Origin of the sequence: Pseudomonas sp. RIT409 (assembly GCF_003052515.2) — a bacterium.
In the GTDB taxonomy this organism is placed as follows: domain Bacteria; phylum Pseudomonadota; class Gammaproteobacteria; order Pseudomonadales; family Pseudomonadaceae; genus Aquipseudomonas.
The window spans coordinates 197,816-216,577 of record NZ_QARE02000003.1 but is presented as its reverse complement, the minus strand read 5'-3'; the positions used below and the strand labels follow the sequence as shown (position 1 = coordinate 216,577).

Here is an 18,762-nt window from a genome sequence, read left to right as displayed (position 1 = left end):
AATACTAGGCAGATGTTGGAGATCAATGGGCTATGACTTCCTGGCTGAAAAGTTCTTAGGCCGAAAACCCTCCATCGATTGTTAACGCTGCTCCGGACACCATCGCTGCTTCTTGGCCAACGAGCCAAGCAACTAGCCCAGCCACCTCGCTATCATGAGCATGTCGCTTGATTGCCATGAAGCTGTGCATCAAGTCTTTCATCTCACCGTCAGCGGGGTTCATGTCAGTATCTGTGGGGCCAGGCTGAACGACGTTGACGGTGATTTGGCGATCACCGAAGTCACGGGCAAGGCCTTTCACCATTCCTTTGATAGCAGCTTTGCTGGCCCCGTAGGCGGCGAGGCCGGCCATTGGCGATCGATCGGCATTGGTAGAGCCAATGAAGACAATTCGACCGCCACGGTTCATCTGTCGTGCGGCGGTGATGGCGGCATGATAGGGAGCGTTGATATTGATACTGAACAATCGATCGACTTCATTGGGATCCATTGCAAGCGGATCGCCGGCTACTGCGACACCGGCATTCACGACAAGCACGTCAATTGCGCCGAGTTGATCGATCATGGTGATCAGCCCATCTCGATCACTGCTGTCCAACCTGATAGCCTCCCCACTGATCTCTTTGGCAAGTGCCCTGGCGCGATCTTCTGATACGGCGTAAGTAAAGGTTACGTGCATTCCCTCGCTGGCGAGGCGCCGGACGATAGCGGCGCCAATGCCTCGGCTACCACCTAAGATCAAGGCTTTCTTTACAGATTTGGTTGTCAATGCTGCGCACTCCGATTTTAGTTTCATTAGTGTGCATCTCGGTCGAGACCAATTTTGGCCGTCCCCGCAGATCGCTTTCCGACTGGTTAGCCCGGTCTCGAATCTCGTAAGCAGCCACCAGCGTGGCCAGCGCTTCGCTGTTCATAGGATATGAAGCTGTGATCCTCGCGATGAAGGTGTTGCAATCAGCAGCTTTTTGGGTTTCGGTTAGATTCTTGGTTTCGATACCGATCAATACGTATGTAATCAAAAATGAGTTGTTTTGGTCAATCACAACCCGGGAAGCAGTACCGCCTAGTAGCTTTTTTGGCGTGGCCAAACTCGAACGTCCAGCTCAGAAAGTGCGCTACCCAAGGTGTAAACACGGGTGGCGCCCCTCCGTCAACGATCAGGTCATATAGTCGAGCGCCAGCGGCAAATAAGGCAACGTCATCGATAGTGGCTTTTGCTGCTCCTGGGTATCCGATGGGGTGTAGTCAAGGCTCAGCCAAACTGACTATTTCTAAAACGTTTTTTGTGAAGCAGAGGTAACCGTGAAGGGTAGGCATGGAATCGACGTATGATGCCTGGGCCTGACGATGTTTGGGATTTAGACGCCTCTCCGAGCGGTAAGTAAAAAGCCCACGGTTACCGAATATGGTCGGTGAGCTCTAGCAAGTTGGACCGTGTCTCGCAATGAGATGAATTGTCAATGCGCGCCTAAATGCACAGCGCCATCTTTGAAAATTTCTGCGTAGAGTCTGGCTACGGCAGGGGTAAAGTTTTGCTTTGAAGGCATCAGGAAGTCCTCTGCGGGGGAGAGCTGTTTGGTATAAATGACCTCGTAGATACGTAGGAAGGTGCCTGGTTCGATTTCTTCACGATCAAAACCCGGCATAATACCTACCGCCGTGTAACCCGCCCGCTCTAAGGCTTGCTGCATGTAGGGCGTTCTGGTGGTTGCCATGCCGTAGATCAAACCTGCGCCCATGCGTATACCCATTTTCTCGCCAAGGTCTTGGGCTGCTACAGCCAGATTGGATTGACGATGAGGTTTCGCCACTGCCCCAACCCGGCCGGAAATGACATCTGCGCCGTCGACTTTTTCCCATGTCGCGATCGCGACGACTTCATCACCATAGCGAACGACCAAGGCAAGTATGGGCGTGGCACTGCGATCAGCCCCCATGACTTTTTCGTTGTAAAAAGCTCGATCTAAAAACGAGCTACCCATGCCTACGGAGATTGAAGGAAACCAAGATTTGAAAAAATCTACCGCGATATCGATCTCGTCCTGCCTCAGAAAATCCCAGATATAGCCAGCAGGGAGTGGCGTGAACATACGAATTTCGTTGATTGTCGGCCAGTGCATCTACTTTTCCTTTTTGAAGGGATAGTGGTCATCAATGCTGTACAAGCGGGGCGCACAGTTCACCTGTCGCTCGGATCAGCGCCATTTCGTGCAAGCCGTCGGCAGCCAACAGTGGTATTGCTTGGCTCAGCCAGGCATGGCAGGCCGGATCCGTTCGCTGAGGGCTGAATTTCGCGTACTGCTGGAGCAATGCCATCTGAAGTTTGTCCAGCCGAGGACGAATTTGACTCGTCAAGTCCGGGCGCTGCGTAGCGGGGGCTTTTCCATCCGCGTGCCACATCGCAAGCAAACCGTATTGGACAAGTTTGTTCGCCTCGATCTGAGCGGCCATGAACTGCGCTGCATCCTTTTTGGTAATCGCATAGCCCTCAGCTTGCTGCTGCGCATCGACGATTACCGTGGCCTCTCTGTCGCTATCCTGAACCGGCTGTCCGCTGTCCCATTTTGTAAGTGCGACCGCGTCGGCGATTTCGAGCCGCTCGTTGATCAAGCTCAAGAGCGGCTTCAATGAGATTGGAGCAGTACTGTGTTGATCTGCGGGTGACTTTGCCATCGCGCTCATTCCAGTAAATGCCAGGGAAAGAAGCGCTGTTCTAATCATAATTCTCAACATAAGGTGAATATCTCTGAGCATCGATTAGGTAGGGGCGGGCGAATGATGGCCGCATATTTGACGGTGAACGCTCTGTATTTCTGGCAAGGGCGGGCCTTGCTTTTGCTGATCACGGAACACCGGGAATCGCAGCTTGTGTGGGGGCTTCCCCCTTCCTAGACATTGCGATCTCGCGGTGACGTTGCACAACTTCGCTGATAACGAATTCCATTAATTTTTCTACGAAGACAGGATCAAGATTGGCATCCTCGGCAAGGTTTTTGAGCCGCTTGAACTGTCGCTGTTCACGCTCTTTATCAACTGCGGGTAAATCATATTCTGCTTTGAGTTCGCCAACCTGGTCGGTGCAACGGAAGCGTTCCGCGAGCATATGGATCAGGGCTGCATCGATGTTGTCGATCGTCTGCCGGAACGTCGAAAGTTGGGTACTGATGTCTGCATTCATGAGAAGTCCTCCGTACGGCTTGATTTCGAGGCCTATGAACGGCCTCGAAGGCCGTCTTTAATTGCATGCTCGATACTCGTTGAGCGAGTCGTGAGAAAGTTCCTGAGTCTGCACAATCTGGTATCCGCCAAGTGGGGGAGGCGAGCCATGGAAAGGTGCACTCAACCGTAAGCACATGAAAAACCTACTAGAAGGTAGGCCGCATTGCAATTAACTTTGATTGCTTACCCTGGGCTCCCACCCGATTGAAGGTAATCAGGTTAGGCGGGAAACGTGCTGCGACTTGACGCGTGGCCTACTAGAAGGTAGGTTTCACTCATGACCAATCACTCCAACACTTTTTACGAAATCCTGAACTGTGCTCGCTCGCTTATCATCGCAGGCGGCTACAGTGGCTTTAGCTACGCGGACATCTCGGAATTCGTGGGTATTCGCAAAGCCAGCATCCACCATCATTTTCCTACCAAGGTGGATTTGGTGAGAACCTTAGTGACCCAATATCGCCAAGAGGCTGAATCCGGCATCGCCCATCTCGAGCGCATGTGTCCGAGTCCGAATGACCAACTCGGGGCTTATATAGGGTATTGGCAGGGCTGCATCGGCGATGCCACAAAGGGGTACTGCGTGTGTGCACTTCTTGCAACGCAAATACCCGTGTTGCCCCAAGAAATTGTTACCGAGGTCAGGGCCCATTTTCGGGCGCTTTCGGCGTGGCTGACATCTGTCTTCGAGAGAGGGGACAAGCAAGGTTGCCTTTCATTCTCAAACGATGCTTGTGCAGAAGCTGAGACATTCATGGCTACCGTTCACGGCGCCATGCTTTCTGCCCGCGCGTACGGTGATCCTGAAATGTTCGGTGCGATCACTCAGCCAATGCTAAACAGAATTGTTGTAACGAACTAATCCAGGCGGCCACGTGTTGGCCGTTTTTTTGGGTTTAGATCTCTACCTTCTAGTAGGTACGCATACTCAATATTTCGCCGACTAGCCTAACCATAAAAGAGAGTGATGCGATGCTTGAGACCAATTTGTTGATTAACCCAACAAGCCAGCCTGCTGGCTCAGCTAACGTTGGCAGTCGCATCCCGGCTCTCGACAGTCAGGCATTTTTGAAACTGCTAACAACGCAGTTGCAGCATCAAGACCCGCTATCGCCGACGGATCCTGGAGATACCGTGCAACAGCTTGCGGCCCTGACTCAGGCATCCACGCTTCAGGAAATCAGTGGTTTGCTCAGGCAGTTGTTAGGAAAGGGATCAACTTACGATCCTGCGTCATGGCTTGGGCGTTCTGCGTTGGTGCCTTCATCTCATGCAACTCCACGTGCGGACGGTAGCTATGCCGGCGAACTACTGCTCGAAACCCCGGCGACGCTGGACCTCACTTTCACCGACGAAAACGGGGTCGTTGTTCATACCGAGCACCATGAAAACGCTGCAGCGGGCATCCTGAGTTTTGTGTGGGATGGGAAAGTAAATGGCACTGCAGTGAAAGGGCCTCTAACCCTAACGGCCGCGGTCGGCTCAGGAACACCACCACAGGTTGCTGTATGGACAACCGTGACCGGTATCCGTGGCCCGGGAACATCGGACATAGGGCTAGAGACGCCAGTTGGGACATTTGCTCAACACGACGTAATAGACCTCAAGTCAGGAGCCGACCAGACCGCACGTTGATCTCGATTGTTTTGCCAATTTGGTGATAGACATGAAGACTAGAACCTTCGATGCACTAAGCGCCCCTATGTGTGATGTAAAGGGTGAGTGGCTCGTTTTTTACTATTTCATCCGTGCTGCAGTTTCTTTCATATGGGTAGGGGCCGCGGTCACCACCGGCTCGATACTCCCTTTTGCTGCTGCAGCATTAATCATTTTCTATCCCGCATGGGACGCTGCAGCGAGTTTTTTGGATGCCTACCGACATGGTGGGATGAACTGTAATCCTGTCCTGTCCATGAATGCAATTTTGAGTCTGGTGGCAACGATTGGCATCGCCGTTGCACTGTCAGTTAGTACGAATTCTATGCTGGCTGTTTTCGGAATATGGGCTATCGGGTCCGGTTTTCTTCAAATCGCGACCGCTGTTAGGCGTCGCAAGAAATATGGCGCTCAGTGGCTGATGATCATGAGTGGCGCCCAATCCGCAATGGCAGGAATCTTCTTCCTGAGGCAAGCCATGTCGGGAGGTTTCTACGGCGTCAGCGACATCGTGCCTTATGCGGCGTTTGGTGCTTTCTATTTCCTGGTATCAGGCATCTGGCTCGTCGTCTCTCAGGCGCGTCAGTAATCTTGAACAACGAACGGATTTAGTAGGAGCGATCAGTGTTGTTACCTACCCGCTGTGCGGGCCGGAAGCTCAGCGTTTAATGTATTCAAAGGTGAGGCATGCAATCAACAGATTCAGATTATCTCGAAAAGCGGCTGGCAATCATCGAAGCCAAGTTGGCTATCTACCAGCTCATCGCTTCGCACCCACCTAGCGCCGACACGGGACATGCCCAATACACACGGTCCGTGTATCACGAAGAGGGTGTTTTTGATCGAGGCTCAGGTCTGGACGGGGCAATGGGTGCTCAAGAAATAGCTAGCTTCATTCTGCGGCCTGAACATGAGGCTGCCATTCAGGATGGTCTTGCGCATTTTGCCGGTCTGCCGTTGATCGACCTGAGGGGGGACGAAGCCGTCGTGACGTCATACCTGATGATTGTCCATTTGGATCATGAAGGCACACTTCGAACGTTACCAAACCATGGTTCTTCGAACGGATATCGAATTCATCGCACGCTGATTAACCGTTGGGATCTGCGGTGTTTTGAGGGCCAATGGAAGATTTTACGGCGCACGCTTCTTCCCGTGGATGGATCGGAAGAACAGCGGCGTTTACTGCAATCGGGTCTGAATGACCTGTATGGCTTTATGTGACTGCGGGCGCAAGCCTGTCGACATACGGAGAACAAACAAGATGTTACGCATCGTTGTGGGTGTTGCAGGACTTTGGTGTTCGTTCAACTGCCTGGCAGATTTACGACCGCAGTCAGCGGCACAACTGTGTACTTCCTTGAACGACACGCAACTCCGCGCTAATGAGTGGGTTGTTCGCCAGGATGGTCAAGAAGGTTGCAGCAGTGGTGCGAGACCGATCAAATCAGATCGAGTCGATGGCAATACTATTTCGTTTTCCGCTGAAGGGAACGAAGGCGTACCCCATCGTGTAAAACTGATCCTAAATGTAGTCCTGCCTTCGGATGAAGACTCGGCGCGCAGAGAACTGATCAGAGCCACGAAACGTCTGTCAGTGCGCGCGCTTGGCCTTTCCATTCCTCACGCTTTTGACGAAGCGATTCTGAAAGCTGCGCCGATCAGTCTGCCAGTCGGCGATGGCCATGCGACTTTGACTCGAACCGTCGTTAACAAACAGAACTACGTATTGTCCGTGCTGATGGAGTAATTGCCGAAAGAGTACCGGGGAGTGGAGCGTAGCAGTCGAAAGACGGGGAAGGGTCGTGGCCTCCCCCGTGTTCTGGGTGAAAGTTACAGCTGAGCGCCCGCCATCAATACGTACTTAACGTGCACGTATTCTTCGATGCCATAATAGCTACCTTCGCGGCCATAGCCAGACTGCTTGATACCGCCGAACGGAATCGAAACTGTGCCCACAGAGCCCGAGTTCAGGATGACCATCCCGGCCTCAAGTTTGCGGGACAGACGCAGCGAACGGCCCAGAGCGCTGGTGTAGGCATACGCAACCAGGCCGAACTCGGTCTGATTGGCGCGCTTGATGACTTCTTCTTCGGTGGAGAAGGAGTAGACGGCAAACACAGGACCAAAGATCTCGTTTTCAGCCAGCGGCGAATCGTCAGTGAGACCGGTCAGAATGGTGGGTTCGTAAAACAGTCCACCTTTGGCGTGAGGCTTGCCACCCAGCAGTACCTTCGCACCTGCAGCCTTGGCCTGCTCAACCAGTGAGGCGACCTTTTCGAAGCCGGTCTTGTTGATCATAGGACCTACCACAAAGTCCTCGCGCAGGCCTTGATCCACGTCGATCGCAGTCACCGCTGCTTTCACTTTTTCCAGGAACGCATCGATGATGGTGTCCTGCACGAAAATCCGGTTCGGCGAGATGCACACCTGGCCCGAGTTACGCAGCTTCGCGCCGACCAGCCCTTTGACAGCTTCTTCGATATTGGCGTCGTCAAAGACGATGAAAGGTGCGTTACCGCCCAGCTCCATGGTCATTTTTTTGATGGTTTGTGCGCATTGGGCCGCCAGCAGCTTGCCCACATTGGTGGAGCCAGTGAACGACACCTTGTGGATGCGCGGGTCAGAGGTAATGAGTTCACCAATCTGCTTGGGATCACCCACCACCATCTCCAGAACACCTTCAGGGATGCCGGCCTTGCGGGCATGCTCCAGCAGTTTGAATGCGGTCAGTGGCGTATCTTCGGCCGGCTTGATGATCATGGTGCATCCAGCCGCCAGAGCGGTGGCGACCTTACGGGTGATCATCATGAACGGGAAGTTCCAGGGCGTGATAGCGGCGACCGGACCGACCGGTTCCTTGGTCACGACCACCGAAGCGTTCTTGTCGTGGGTAGGGATGGTGTCGCCATAAACGCGCTTGGCTTCTTCTGCGTACCACTCGATAAAGCCCAGACCATAATCGATTTCACCGCGGGCCTCGGAAAGACACTTGCCGTTTTCTTTCGACATAAGTTCGGCGAATGCTTCTTTGTCCGCTCTGACGCTTTCAAACCAACGGCGCAGGATGTCGCTGCGTTCCTTGGCCAGTTTGCCGGACCACTCAGGGAATGCGGCGCAGGTGCGATCAATGGCTGCACTGACTGCCGCGGCATCGCTTTTTTCAACACGGCCAACTTCGCTGCCATCGGCAGGGTTGTAAACGACTAACATGGGCTGATCTCCAATCGTTGAATATTGATTCAGCGCAAAAGCTGAGTGCCCACGTTACGGTTAACCCGTATAGCTGCGAATGCCGTTTCATCTTCATTCCTTGCCTAATCCAATAACCGCCAATACCAGCCCGTCGCCGTTGATAAAAACTCAACCCCTACCTGAGAGAAAGTCGATGGCAGCTGTGTGATCGTTCTTTCATGCTCGCCGCGCAGAGGTCCAATCTCTGAGTACCAAGCTCTCTTTCATAATTATAAAAACCGGCTGGCTCAGCGCCGACGCTTGTCGTCGTGCCTGTGAGCAGCGTTGGAGACGTCATGAAAAACAAGAAAAAAATGATCCGCAGTACGGGTGCTGTTCTGGTGTTGTCAACAATGTCGACGATGGTTTTGGCGGAAGGTTTTTTCGAGGACAGCCGAGCGACATTCATTGCCAAGAACTTCTATTTCAACCGTGATTTTCGTGACGGGCCGGGACAAAGCAAGCGGGATGAGTGGGGGCAAAGCTTTCTGATCGATTACCGCTCTGGCTATACCCAAGGTTGGGTCGGTTTCGGTGTCGATGCCATCGGCATGTTGGGCCTGAAGTTAGACTCCAGCCCGGATCGTATCAACTCGGGTTTGTTGCCTGTTCACAACGACGGTCGTGCGCCTGGCGAATTCTCCAAAGGCGGGGTGATGGGCAAGGTTAAAGTGTCGAACACCGAGCTCAAATTCGGCAACGGATTTCAGCCGGTGCAGCCCACGCTGGTGGGCAATAACGGGCGAATGCTGCCTCAGGTCTTTCAGGGGGTCACACTCGATTCCAATGAGATCAAATCACTGGCACTGACCGGAGTGCGCTTTGATCGTGAAACCGATCGTGCACAGGCCGCTGCCGAGGACTTGGCGCTGTTCAACAAAAACGGTCGCTTCCGCGGCACCGTTGAGTCCGACCACTTCACCATGGGAGGGGGGACATACAAGGTGGCGCCCAATCTCGCGCTGACCTACCAAAACGCTGTGCTTGAGGACATCTACCGACAACAATATTTCGGTCTGGTCCACACCGCGCAATTGGGCGAAGCCAAGTTAAAAAGCGATATCCGCTATTTTGTCAGCGATGAAGCAGGTTCAGGCAAGGGCGGCAAGGTGGACAGTCGCTCTCTGAGCGGTGCCTTCACCTACAGCCTTTTGAGTCACGCGCTCACATTCGCGTACGTGCACAACGGTGGCGACACTTCCGTACCGTACGTGAACGGGACCGACATCTACCTGCCGAACTTCGTGTTGATCAACGACTTCGACGAGCCTGAAGAACGGTCGTGGCAACTGCGCTATGACTTTGACTTCGCAAGGCTGGGCATTCCCGGTCTAACATTTCGCGCGCTGTATGCCAGTGGCGATAACATCAGCCTGAAAAGTGGCGGGGAGGGCGATGAGTGGGAGCGGGATTTCGAGATGCAGTATGTCGTGCAAAGTGGCCTATTGAAAAACCTGGGTGTGCGTTGGCGCAACGGGATGGCGCGTAACAACTTCTCCCGTGACGTCGACGAGAACCGTTTGATTCTGACCTATACGTTGGCGCTCTTCTAAGTCGCAGGCGATTCTCGCCAAGTGCCTCCTGGTTCAGCTTGATACGCGGCGCTCTAGCGCTCGGGTCCGTTTCCACAGGGAGGCACTGGCCGTTCATTAAAGACTCGCCGATTAACTCTGACGAGCCTTGATGAGCAGTACGGTGGTGCAACTATCGCGATCAGCTGCGTTGAGCGGGATCGGGTGCAAGCCAGCGCAAGGCTGCGACCCCAAGCATCAAGGCTGCCACCGAGCACACACCCTCCCATTGGAACTGGGTCCACGCCCAGCTCCCTGCTGCAGAACCTGCGCCTGCGCCAATAAAGAAACAGAACATGTACACCGTTTGCACCCGGCTCTGCCCATCGGGTACCAGGCCGAAGACTCTGCGTTGATTGGCAACATGCCCCAGTTGGACTCCCAGATCCATGATCAATACGCCGATGGCCAGTAGCAGCAGGTTGTATTGCCCAAGATAGATAATGCCGTAGGACGCTAGGGCGATTCCGATCATTGCACCAGTCACGCGACGGGGCCTGATGCGCTCTGTCAAGGCGCCGATGGGAGGACTGAAAAGCGCGGCCACTGCACCGATCAAAGCGTACAGCCCAACCTCTCTAGGACCCAGGTTGAGCGTGGGGCTGCGAAACAAGTAAATGAGACTCGACCAGAACGCCATGAATGAGCCGAACAGCATTGCGCCAAACAGACAGGATTCTCGCAACACAGGCTGAGTGCGAAAGAGCTGTACCACACTTTTCAGCAATCCAACATAGCTGCCGTGGTAGGTCGGTTGTGTGCCGGGCAGGGCCCAATACATCACTAGGGTGGTCAGCGTCATCAGGGCGGCTGCGACGGTGAACATTGCACGCCAGCCGAACCAGTCACCCAAAAATCCCGAGATGACGCGTGCCACCAGAATTCCCATCAGAATGCCGCTGATCATCACGCCGACGACCCGACCTCTCTGCTCGTTCCCTGAAAGATGAATAGCCAGAGGCACCAGTAATTGGGGAGTCATGGTGGTCAGCCCATACAGGAAGCTTGCTGGCAGCAACACGTACAATGAAGGCGCCAGTGCTGTGCCCAGTGCTGTCACCGCCCCCAAGGCGCTGAACAGGACGATCAGCCTTTTGCGTTCAAACATGTCTCCTAGCGGGATCAGAAACATCATGCCCAGGGCGTAGCCGATCTGCGTCAGCGTCGGAACCCAGCCGATTTCGCGCTCGGTGACTTTAAACGTGTTTCGTATCAGTGCCAGCAGTGGCTGGTTGTAATACAGATTGGCGATGCCGATACCTGCGCAGGTCGACATAAACCACATCAGCCTCGAGGAAAGCATTGCTGATTTCTCAATTGTCGCTTGGTCGGCAAGCGTGCTGTGCATGACCCCCTCCTGATGTTTGTCATCCAGACACTGTGCATCGGCGTCGCTCATCCTTGATTGCCAAAACGTCGGCTTTGCTTGCCCGATTCTCTCGTTCCGTCTAGCGGAGCTCGAGCCGTACATGTCTGGCGAACTGAATATCTCCAGGCTCTGCTTTTCCTCTGGCCCAGAGGGCCATGCCAGACAGCGTTGTTAACAAAAACTCAATTGGTCCCGCCTATAAAGTCGATAGCGGCCGTGCCCCGGCCGTCCCTATGCTCAACCCATTACAAAAAGGCACGTCTGAGTGCGCATAGGGTGTTGATGATGTTGACCGACAGCTTGAAGAACATAAGAGTCGTAGACTTTTCGCACATCGTGGCGGGGCCGGTCTGCGGCATGCTACTCGGCGATATGGGCGCAGATGTGATCAAGGTAGAGCCGCTGGACGGTGAGCTGGGTCGCGCTATCGGCCCGCCCTGGCAGCAGCGCCAAAGCGTCACGTCGCTGAGTGTGAACCGCAATAAGCGTGGCATTGCTCTGGATCTGAAAACGGAGCAGGGGCGCGGGATTGCGCTTGAATTGATGCGTGATGCCGATGTGGTGATCGAAAGCTTTCGACCCGGCGTCATGGCCAAGCTAGGGCTGGATTACGACGCGGTAAAGTCTGTCAATCCTGACGTGGTGTATTGCTCGATTTCTGCCTACGGGCAAAAAGGACCCTGGCACCAGCGTCCCGGTGTCGATGGCATCATTCAGGCCGTGACCGGGTTGATGAGCATGCTCGGCGATCCTCAGTCCAGCCCCTCGAAAGTGCCTATTCCCATCGCCGATATGGTGACCGCATACCTGGCGGCAATCTCGATTCTTGCTTCGTTAAATGGCCTTAAGCACCAGGGACAAGGTGAACATCTGGATGTGAGTTTGTACAACTGCACCTTGATGTTGCAGCACCTGTCGATGAGCAGTTTCCTGGCGACGGGACAGGCCCCGGAAAAAACAGGCAGCGCGGCGCCTTACGCCGCTCCGAACGAAGCCTACAAGACTGCGAACGGGTGGATCATGGTGGCCGCCTACCACCCGGCGCGCTGGCTCGCGCTATGCACACTCCTGGAGATGCCTGAGCTCGCCCAGGATCCGCGGTTTGTCGATAACCCATCTAGGGTCGAGCATCGAGCGCAGTTGCGCGAATTCCTCGAACAGCGATTGGTTCAGAGAACGTCGGAGGACTGGCTACCGCTGCTGGAGGCGCAGGACATTCTGTGCGCCCCCGTTGCCAACTACCACGAGTTGATCGACACGGACCACTACCGTCAAAGCGGCGTGCAAGTCGAACTGGATCACGATCAGGCAGGGCTGTTGCGCATGCCGGGTTTCGCCATCAACAGTCATCCGGAATCGCCCCGCAAACCACCCCCGGCGGTCGGTGAACACACCGCCGAAATTCTCATCGCGCTTGGTTACAGCGAACAACAGATAGATGCGTTCGGGGCAGCAGGCGTCATAGGTATTCGTTTGTCTCAGGAGTCGGTGGCATGAGCGACACAATCGTCACATTGCAACGTCAGGGCGCCGTTGCACTGGTCACGTTGACCAGTCCCAATACCCTCAATCCATTGACCAGCGAACTGATGACGGAGTTGGGAAGGGTGCTTCAGTCATTGGATGACGATGTTGAAACCCGCGCGATCGTCCTGAGCGGTTCTTCGCGCGCGTTCGCTGCCGGCGCCGATATTCAGGCGATGGCCGAGATGACCTATACCCGTGCCATCGTCGAAAACTACCTGGCGGTCGAATGGCAAGTGGTTAGCAGGCTGCGCAAGCCCGTCGTGGCTGCTGTGCGAGGCTATGCGTTCGGTGGAGGCTGCGAGCTGGCCATGATCTGCGACATCGTCGTCGCCGGTGAAAACGCCCTGTTCGGTCAGCCGGAAATCAAGCTCGGGCTGGTGCCTGGTGCGGGGGGGACCCAGCGACTGCCGCGCGCGGTCGGCAAGTCCCTGGCGATGGAAATGAACCTGACCGGCGAGCCGATCACGGCTGCCCAAGCGCTGGCTTGCGGCCTGGTTTCGAGAGTTGTGGTCGACGCTGAAGTGGTGGATGTCGCAATGTCGATCGCGCAGTCCATCGCGCGTCATTCATTGCCCGTGTTGCTGGCCGTCAAAGCGGCCACGGCGCGTGCCTGGGAAACCTCTCTGGAAGAAGGGTTGACGTATGAGCGCAGTGCTTTCCACGCCTGCTTTGCGCTGGATGACCAACGCGAGGGTTGTGAGGCATTCCTGGAACGCCGCGCTCCGTTCTTCAGCCATCGATAACAAGACTACTTAATAAGAGTGTGCCTGCCATGAGTTCAGCAACACCTGATCTGGTTCTGATCGAACAACGGGGTGCCGTCCTGCACCTGACCCTCAACAGCGGTGAAACCGGTAACGCGCTTTCGACGCCGATGTGCGTTGCGCTGGCCGAGGCGCTGGAGAGCATCAATGCGCGTTCCAATGTTCACTGCGTCGTCCTGCGGGGCAGCGGTCGACATTTCTGCACCGGTGGCAATGTAAAGGACATGCAAAAGGGTGAAGACCTGATGCAGGGCGCAACGGAGGATGTACTTGAAAGTCTGCGCCGCTACCTGCATCGCATCACCTTGGCCATGCAGGCCATCGAAGTGCCGGTGATCGCGGCGATCAATGGGTCTGCCATCGGCGCCGGGTTGGATCTGGCGATGATGTGTGACCTGCGTGTCGCGGTTAAAGGTGCGCGTTTGGCCGAGAGCTTTCTGCGCCTGGGACTGATCTCGGGCATCGGCGGGGCGTGGTTCCTGACGCGCGCCGTTGGATTGGCAAAAGCGATGGAGATGACGCTCACGAGCCAGTTCCACAGCGCCGAAGAAGCTTTGCAAATGGGCTTGATCAATCACGCTGTGGACGCTCAGTCGCTCGACGGCACAGTTGATGATCTTGCCGGAAAAATCGCCTCTGCGCCTCCCAAGGCTTTGCGTCTGGCCAAGCGTCTGGTGCGTCAAGCCGCCAGCAGTGACCTGTCGCAGGCGCTGGAATCCGCAGGGGCGGTGCAGGCCATTCTTCTTTGCGGAGCTGAACACAAAGCCGCCGTTTCCGCGTTTCTCGCTTCATCTCAGTAGCGCCAGTGCGCTACTGATCGCTCGCTGTAGACCTATAACAATAAGAGGACCATGACAATGGACATCGCCGCAACCACCTCATCCCATCGGCCAAGCATGTCGCGCGTGGTAGGCACCGCCAGCTTTGGCACCATGCTCGAATACTACGACTTCTTGGTGTACGTCGCGTTGGGCAGCACCTTGAAAGCGCTGTTTCTGCCGGAGTTCGATCCTTTCGTTTCGTCGATTCTCACAGCAGGCACCTTTGGCGTGGCTTACCTTGCACGCCCGTTGGGCACGCTTATTTTCAGCCCTATGTCAGACCGTATCGGTCGTAAGCGGGCGTTCGTCATGACACTGATTCTGATGGGCGTTTCTACCGTGTTGATGGGATGCTTACCTACCTATGCGTCAGCCGGACTGTTTGCTCCGATCTGTCTGCTACTGTTGCGCATCGTCCAAGGCATTGCGCTGGGTGGCGAGTACGGGTCTGCGGCGGTGTATGTCATGGAGCATGCGCCACGTGAGCGGCGCGGCCTGTTTACGAGCTTCCTGCAGAGTACCGCCAGTCTGGGCCTGCTGTTGGCACTTCTGGTTGTGTCACTGCTGAACGTTTACCTCACACCTGCCGACTTCTCTGCCTGGGGCTGGCGGGTGCCTTTTCTTGTCTCGGCACCGATCGTTTTCGTGGCCACCTACATCCGCCTGGGGATGGAAGAAACGCCAGTGTTCCAGACACTCAAGGAGAAAGGGACCGTATCTCGCTCACCGCTGGCTGACACATTGACCAGTCGCAGCTCATGGAAAAACCTTCTGGTTGCGGTGTTCGGTGCGCAGGGGGGGACCTCGGTAACCCTCTACACCTCGATTATCTTCATGCTGTATTTCCTGCAGAACGTGCTGTCCGTGCCGGTGTTCCAGGCCAATATGTGCGTTGGCGTCGCGATTCTTATCGCCGCGCCGCTTTACCCCTTGTTCGGTGCTGTCAGTGACCGGTACGGCCGTGCCTGGGTCATGCTGATTGGCATGGTGCTGTGGGCGATTGTGGCGTACCCATGCTTTGCGCAGATCATCGACGCGGTGAAAACCCAGTCATGGCCGGTGGTCATCGCTTGTATCACGCTGCTTGCGGCATTAACGGCGATGGTCATGGCACCGCTGCCAGCGTTCATCGCCGACAGTTTTCCACCGCAGAGCCGAACTACCGGGTTCGGGCTGTCGCAACAGATCGGTAACATCCTCTTCGGTGGATTCTTGCCGATGATCAGCCTGGCGCTGGTGAACTGGAGCGGCAACCCGCTGGCGGGCATCCTGTACTCGATGGCTTCCCTGCTGCCGTGTATTCTGGTGGCGGCGGTGTGGGGTGTAAGCCTTGACCGCAAGCGCAGTTCCGAGAATCAATAAGTTCCGTTATTGGCGGCTGCTGCCTGGAGGTTTTCCGTGAACACCCACGCCACGAACTCCCGGCCACTGCCGCCGCTCAATCCGCTCAAGGCGTTTGAGGCCACGGGTCGGTCGCTCAGCGTCACCCGCGCTGCCGACGAACTTTCGGTCACCCCGGCTGCAGTGAGTCGGCAGATCAAAGCTTTGGAGGATTATCTGTCGGTGCAGCTATTCAGACGTATGCCGACCGGTCTGGAGCTGACGCCTGCGGGAGAGCGGTATCTGAAGGACATCGTGCCGCTGTTCAACGCCTTGCGCGAGTCGACCAACGCGATTGTTGGCGGCTCGTCACGGCGCCAGTTACTCAAGATTCGCGCCCCTGCAACTTTCGCCGTGCGTTGGCTGATTCCACGTCTGGCGGGCTTCCACATTACACATCCTGCGATCGACGTGCAGTTGACCACTTCACCGGCCGCGCTGGATTTCGAACATGAAGACCTCGATGGCGGCATTCAGTTGGGTGGTGGCGACTGGCCGGGTATCGGCACGCAGATACTGACACGAAACGAATTGGTGCCGGTGGTCGGTGCTGGCTTCAATGCCGATCTTGATTCGCCGGAGCAGTTGGTTGACCAGGTGCTGCTGCATTCCTTGGCACGGCTGGACGATTGGGCGCTGTGGTTGCGTGAAGCCGGCGCAACTCAGGTCAATCCTTATCGTGGTATGCGCTATGAAACGTCACTGCTGTCTTATCAGGCGGCGATAGAGGGTCATGGCGTCGCCATTGCACAGAAATCGCTCGTGAGCAGAGACCTTGAGACAGGATCGCTGCGCATGCCCTTCGAGTTGGTAGTCGATCGGCACAGCTTCTCCTATTACTTCGCGTGGCCGCTGCATAAACCGGAGTCGGCCGCGCTCATCACGTTTCGACAATGGCTGGCTCAGCGCGTCGATTGATGTATGACAGAGATCTGGTGCGAGGATCAGCAGCATTCTGATCACCTGCATCGTGATCAGTGAGAGCATTGAGCAAGACCCTGATGCTTTTAGGCGTAGGTAGATATCGCCTTCTTGACTACCGTGGCGGGTATCTCATCGGGGAGTTCGTCATGGCATCAGCTAGGCCGGCGCTGACTGCGCTTGATTCTGTCATTTTATCCATTTGCTGCGGCCTCTCGGTGGCCACGGCCTATTACAACCAGGCCATGCTGCCGCTGATAGGCGAGAGCTTTGCGGTCTCCAGTGCGCACACGGGTCAAGTGGCGACGGCCACACAACTGGGGTACGCCCTGGGCTTGTTGTTGTTTGTGCCTTTGGGTGATCGCGTGCAACGACGGCATCTGATCATGTCGTTGCTGGCAGGTAATATTGCCAGTCTGTTGCTGTGTGCAAGCACCGGCAGTTTCGGCGCGGCTCTGTTCTGCAGTGTGGCGATCGGTGTAACGGCGATCAGTGCACAGATCATAATCCCCGGCGCGATGGCGTGGGTCGAGGCGGAGCACCGTGGACGTGTGCTGGGTTTGATGGTCAGCGGTTTGTCCGCTGGCGGACTGCTCGCGCGAACGGTGAGTGGAGCGTTGGGACACTGGTTGGGCTGGCGTGGCATGTTCTCTGTCGCGGCAGCACTCGATCTGCTCGTATTGCTGGCGATTGCCACGCGTATGCCTCGTAGCGAAGTTTCCAGTGCATTGCCCTACGGGGCGTTGCTGCGTTCGTTGTGGCAACTGATGCGACGTTATCCGCCGCTCTGGCGCTCGGCGCTCTGCGGTGGCTTGCTGTTCGGCGCTTTGAACGTTTTTTGGGGCTCAATGGCTGGTCTACTGGCACAGCCGCCTTACGGGTTCAGCACATTGCAATCGGGTTTGATGGGTTTGTCGGCGGTGGTCGGCATTGCTTGCGCCTCGACGCTGGGCCGGTTGACCCGACGGTACAGTCTAACGCTGTCCTGTCTCGGCGCGGGACTGGTAATGGCTGCATTCGTCGCTCTGGAGTTTGCCGGGCAGATGGCGATAGTGCCGCTGGTGCTTGTGGCCGCTACGTTCATCGATCTGGGCAATCGTGCCAATCAACTTGCGCATCAGACGCGTGTGCTGGCATTGCAGCCAGACGCAGTCAGCCGTCTGAATACCGTGTTCATGATGGTGTATTTCGTCGGCGGGGCTTTGGGCTCATCCCTTGGCGCAGCCGCTGCGCAGCACTACGGATGGCCCGGCATGGCGGTGGCTGGCGGCGTGTTGGCAATCGCAGGAGGTCTGTGCAGTGCGACCTTCGCCAGAGTGCGCTGACGGACAGCGGTTTTCTATCGGTATTGATAGGAATAGGCAAGAGTTGCAGATGAACCAGCATGGGGCAGTTGCCAGGGGCTGGTTAACATGGGCACTTATCAATCAAGAGGATTTTGTCATGAGTGACCTTAAAACCTTGTTTATCACGGGCATCAGTAGCGGCTTTGGTAAAGCACTTGCCGCCGAAGCACTGGCAGCCAGGCACCGGGTGATTGGTACTGTCCGGAATCAGGAAGCCCTGCAGGCTTTCGAGTCTCTGTCATCTGACCGTGCTCATGGTGTCATCCTGGATGTCACCGATTTCGAGCGCATCGAGAGCGTCATTGCCCAGGTGCAGACTGTTCACGGCCCGGTGGATGTTCTGGTTAACAACGCGGGCTATGGTCACGAAGGTATTTTCGAAGAGTCGCCGCTGGAGGACATGCGTCGTCAGTTTGACGTTAATGTGTTCGGTGCTGTCGCTGTCACCAAGGCGTTCGTTCCGTATTTTCGACAGCGCCGCAGTGGTCATATCATCAATATCACGTCCATGGGCGGAACGATCACCATGCCGGGTATTGCTTATTATTGTGGGAGCAAGTTCGCGTTGGAGGGCATTTCGGATACCCTCAGCAAGGAGCTCGCGCCTTTCAATATTTTTGTCACGGCAGTGGCGCCCGGCTCCTTCCGTACCGATTGGGCGGGTCGCTCGATGCAGCGTACGCCCCGCAGCATCGCTGATTACGACGCCAGCTTCGATCCAGTACGACAAGCCCGTGAAGAAAAAAGCGGCAAGCAGCTCGGACACCCGCGTAAAGCTGCGCAGGCCATGCTGAACTTGATCGCCAGCCACCAGCCGCCCGCGCATCTGCTGCTGGGCAGCGATGCTCTGGATCTGGTGCGTGGCAAGCTGGAGCAGTCACTCAAGGATATCGAACAATGGGAAGCGCTCACTCGTTCGACGGACAGTGAGCGTGTCGAACAAGGGGATTGAAC

General features: G+C 55.8%; 20 protein-coding genes. 13 read left to right on the top strand and 7 right to left on the bottom strand.

The window, feature by feature from the left end:
• Positions 1-55: 55 nt before the first annotated feature.
• From bdcA to DBP26_RS05500, 5 genes are all read right to left on the bottom strand, one after another.
• Positions 56-796, bottom strand: a complete 741-nt coding sequence (gene bdcA, locus DBP26_RS05515; RefSeq protein ID WP_108236587.1) for an SDR family oxidoreductase — start codon at positions 794-796, stop codon at positions 56-58.
• Positions 726-1,088: a hypothetical protein gene (locus DBP26_RS27030; protein ID WP_177411006.1), complete on the bottom strand. Its 363-nt coding sequence runs from the start codon at positions 1,086-1,088 to the stop codon at positions 726-728. Before DBP26_RS27030 ends, bdcA begins: the two co-directional genes overlap by 71 nt.
• A 369-nt stretch (positions 1,089-1,457) precedes the next feature.
• Positions 1,458-2,120 (bottom strand): hypothetical protein, encoded by a 663-nt coding sequence (locus tag DBP26_RS05510; RefSeq protein ID WP_108236588.1) that lies wholly within the window; start codon positions 2,118-2,120, stop codon positions 1,458-1,460.
• Between the two features lie 31 nt (positions 2,121-2,151).
• Positions 2,152-2,754, bottom strand: coding sequence for a chorismate mutase (locus DBP26_RS05505; RefSeq protein WP_108236589.1), 603 nt, complete (start codon positions 2,752-2,754; stop codon positions 2,152-2,154).
• A gap of 88 nt (positions 2,755-2,842) precedes the next feature.
• Positions 2,843-3,178 (bottom strand): chorismate mutase, encoded by a 336-nt coding sequence (locus tag DBP26_RS05500; protein ID WP_108236590.1) that lies wholly within the window; start codon positions 3,176-3,178, stop codon positions 2,843-2,845.
• A 318-nt stretch (positions 3,179-3,496) separates the two neighbouring features.
• Here DBP26_RS05500 and DBP26_RS05495 point away from each other — a divergent pair, with 318 nt between their 5' ends.
• From DBP26_RS05495 to DBP26_RS26835, 5 genes are all read left to right on the top strand, one after another.
• The gene (locus DBP26_RS05495) at positions 3,497-4,081 is read left to right on the top strand and encodes a TetR/AcrR family transcriptional regulator (RefSeq protein WP_108236591.1); all 585 of its coding nucleotides are present in this window, start codon (positions 3,497-3,499) and stop codon (positions 4,079-4,081) included.
• Between the two features lie 110 nt (positions 4,082-4,191).
• Positions 4,192-4,854: a flagellar hook capping FlgD N-terminal domain-containing protein gene (locus tag DBP26_RS05490; protein WP_108236592.1), complete on the top strand. Its 663-nt coding sequence runs from the start codon at positions 4,192-4,194 to the stop codon at positions 4,852-4,854.
• A 31-nt stretch (positions 4,855-4,885) separates the two neighbouring features.
• Entirely contained in the window at positions 4,886-5,464 is a 579-nt protein-coding gene (locus DBP26_RS05485) for a DUF308 domain-containing protein (RefSeq protein WP_218565094.1), read from the top strand.
• Positions 5,465-5,562: 98 nt separating this feature from the next.
• Positions 5,563-6,099: a nuclear transport factor 2 family protein gene (locus DBP26_RS05480; RefSeq protein WP_108236594.1), complete on the top strand. Its 537-nt coding sequence runs from the start codon at positions 5,563-5,565 to the stop codon at positions 6,097-6,099.
• 40 nt (positions 6,100-6,139) lie between these two features.
• Positions 6,140-6,625: a hypothetical protein gene (locus DBP26_RS26835; RefSeq protein WP_146749640.1), complete on the top strand. Its 486-nt coding sequence runs from the start codon at positions 6,140-6,142 to the stop codon at positions 6,623-6,625.
• An 83-nt stretch (positions 6,626-6,708) separates the two neighbouring features.
• Here DBP26_RS26835 and DBP26_RS05475 read toward each other — a convergent pair whose 3' ends face one another.
• The gene (locus DBP26_RS05475) at positions 6,709-8,088 is read right to left on the bottom strand and encodes an NAD-dependent succinate-semialdehyde dehydrogenase (RefSeq protein ID WP_108236595.1); all 1,380 of its coding nucleotides are present in this window, start codon (positions 8,086-8,088) and stop codon (positions 6,709-6,711) included.
• A gap of 317 nt (positions 8,089-8,405) precedes the next feature.
• On the opposite strand from DBP26_RS05475, the gene DBP26_RS05470 reads away from it, so the two are divergent.
• Positions 8,406-9,662, top strand: coding sequence for an OprD family porin (locus DBP26_RS05470; RefSeq protein WP_108236596.1), 1,257 nt, complete (start codon positions 8,406-8,408; stop codon positions 9,660-9,662).
• Between the two features lie 160 nt (positions 9,663-9,822).
• Here the strand turns inward: DBP26_RS05470 and DBP26_RS05465 are convergent, their stop codons facing one another.
• Complete coding sequence (locus tag DBP26_RS05465) at positions 9,823-11,028, bottom strand: MFS transporter (protein ID WP_158541399.1); 1,206 nt, start codon at positions 11,026-11,028, stop codon at positions 9,823-9,825.
• A gap of 306 nt (positions 11,029-11,334) precedes the next feature.
• Between DBP26_RS05465 and DBP26_RS05460 the strand changes: the two genes are divergently transcribed.
• The 7 genes from DBP26_RS05460 (at position 11,335) to DBP26_RS05430 (ending at position 18,760) form a co-directional block, all read left to right on the top strand.
• The gene (locus tag DBP26_RS05460; RefSeq protein ID WP_108236764.1) at positions 11,335-12,546 is read left to right on the top strand and encodes a CoA transferase; all 1,212 of its coding nucleotides are present in this window, start codon (positions 11,335-11,337) and stop codon (positions 12,544-12,546) included.
• Positions 12,543-13,319, top strand: coding sequence for an enoyl-CoA hydratase-related protein (locus DBP26_RS05455; RefSeq protein ID WP_108236598.1), 777 nt, complete (start codon positions 12,543-12,545; stop codon positions 13,317-13,319). The genes DBP26_RS05460 and DBP26_RS05455 overlap by 4 nt, the downstream gene beginning before the upstream one ends.
• 29 nt (positions 13,320-13,348) lie before the next feature.
• Positions 13,349-14,140: an enoyl-CoA hydratase-related protein gene (locus tag DBP26_RS05450; protein ID WP_108236599.1), complete on the top strand. Its 792-nt coding sequence runs from the start codon at positions 13,349-13,351 to the stop codon at positions 14,138-14,140.
• A 57-nt stretch (positions 14,141-14,197) separates the two neighbouring features.
• On the top strand, positions 14,198-15,523 hold the full coding sequence (locus tag DBP26_RS05445) for an MFS transporter (protein ID WP_108236600.1): 1,326 nt from the start codon (positions 14,198-14,200) through the stop codon (positions 15,521-15,523).
• Positions 15,524-15,559: 36 nt separating this feature from the next.
• Positions 15,560-16,459, top strand: a complete 900-nt coding sequence (locus DBP26_RS05440) for a LysR substrate-binding domain-containing protein (RefSeq protein WP_256600653.1) — start codon at positions 15,560-15,562, stop codon at positions 16,457-16,459.
• Positions 16,460-16,611: 152 nt separating this feature from the next.
• Positions 16,612-17,787: an MFS transporter gene (locus tag DBP26_RS05435; protein WP_108236601.1), complete on the top strand. Its 1,176-nt coding sequence runs from the start codon at positions 16,612-16,614 to the stop codon at positions 17,785-17,787.
• Between the two features lie 118 nt (positions 17,788-17,905).
• Positions 17,906-18,760 (top strand): oxidoreductase, encoded by an 855-nt coding sequence (locus DBP26_RS05430; protein WP_108236602.1) that lies wholly within the window; start codon positions 17,906-17,908, stop codon positions 18,758-18,760.
• The last annotated feature ends 2 nt before the right edge of the window (positions 18,761-18,762 follow it).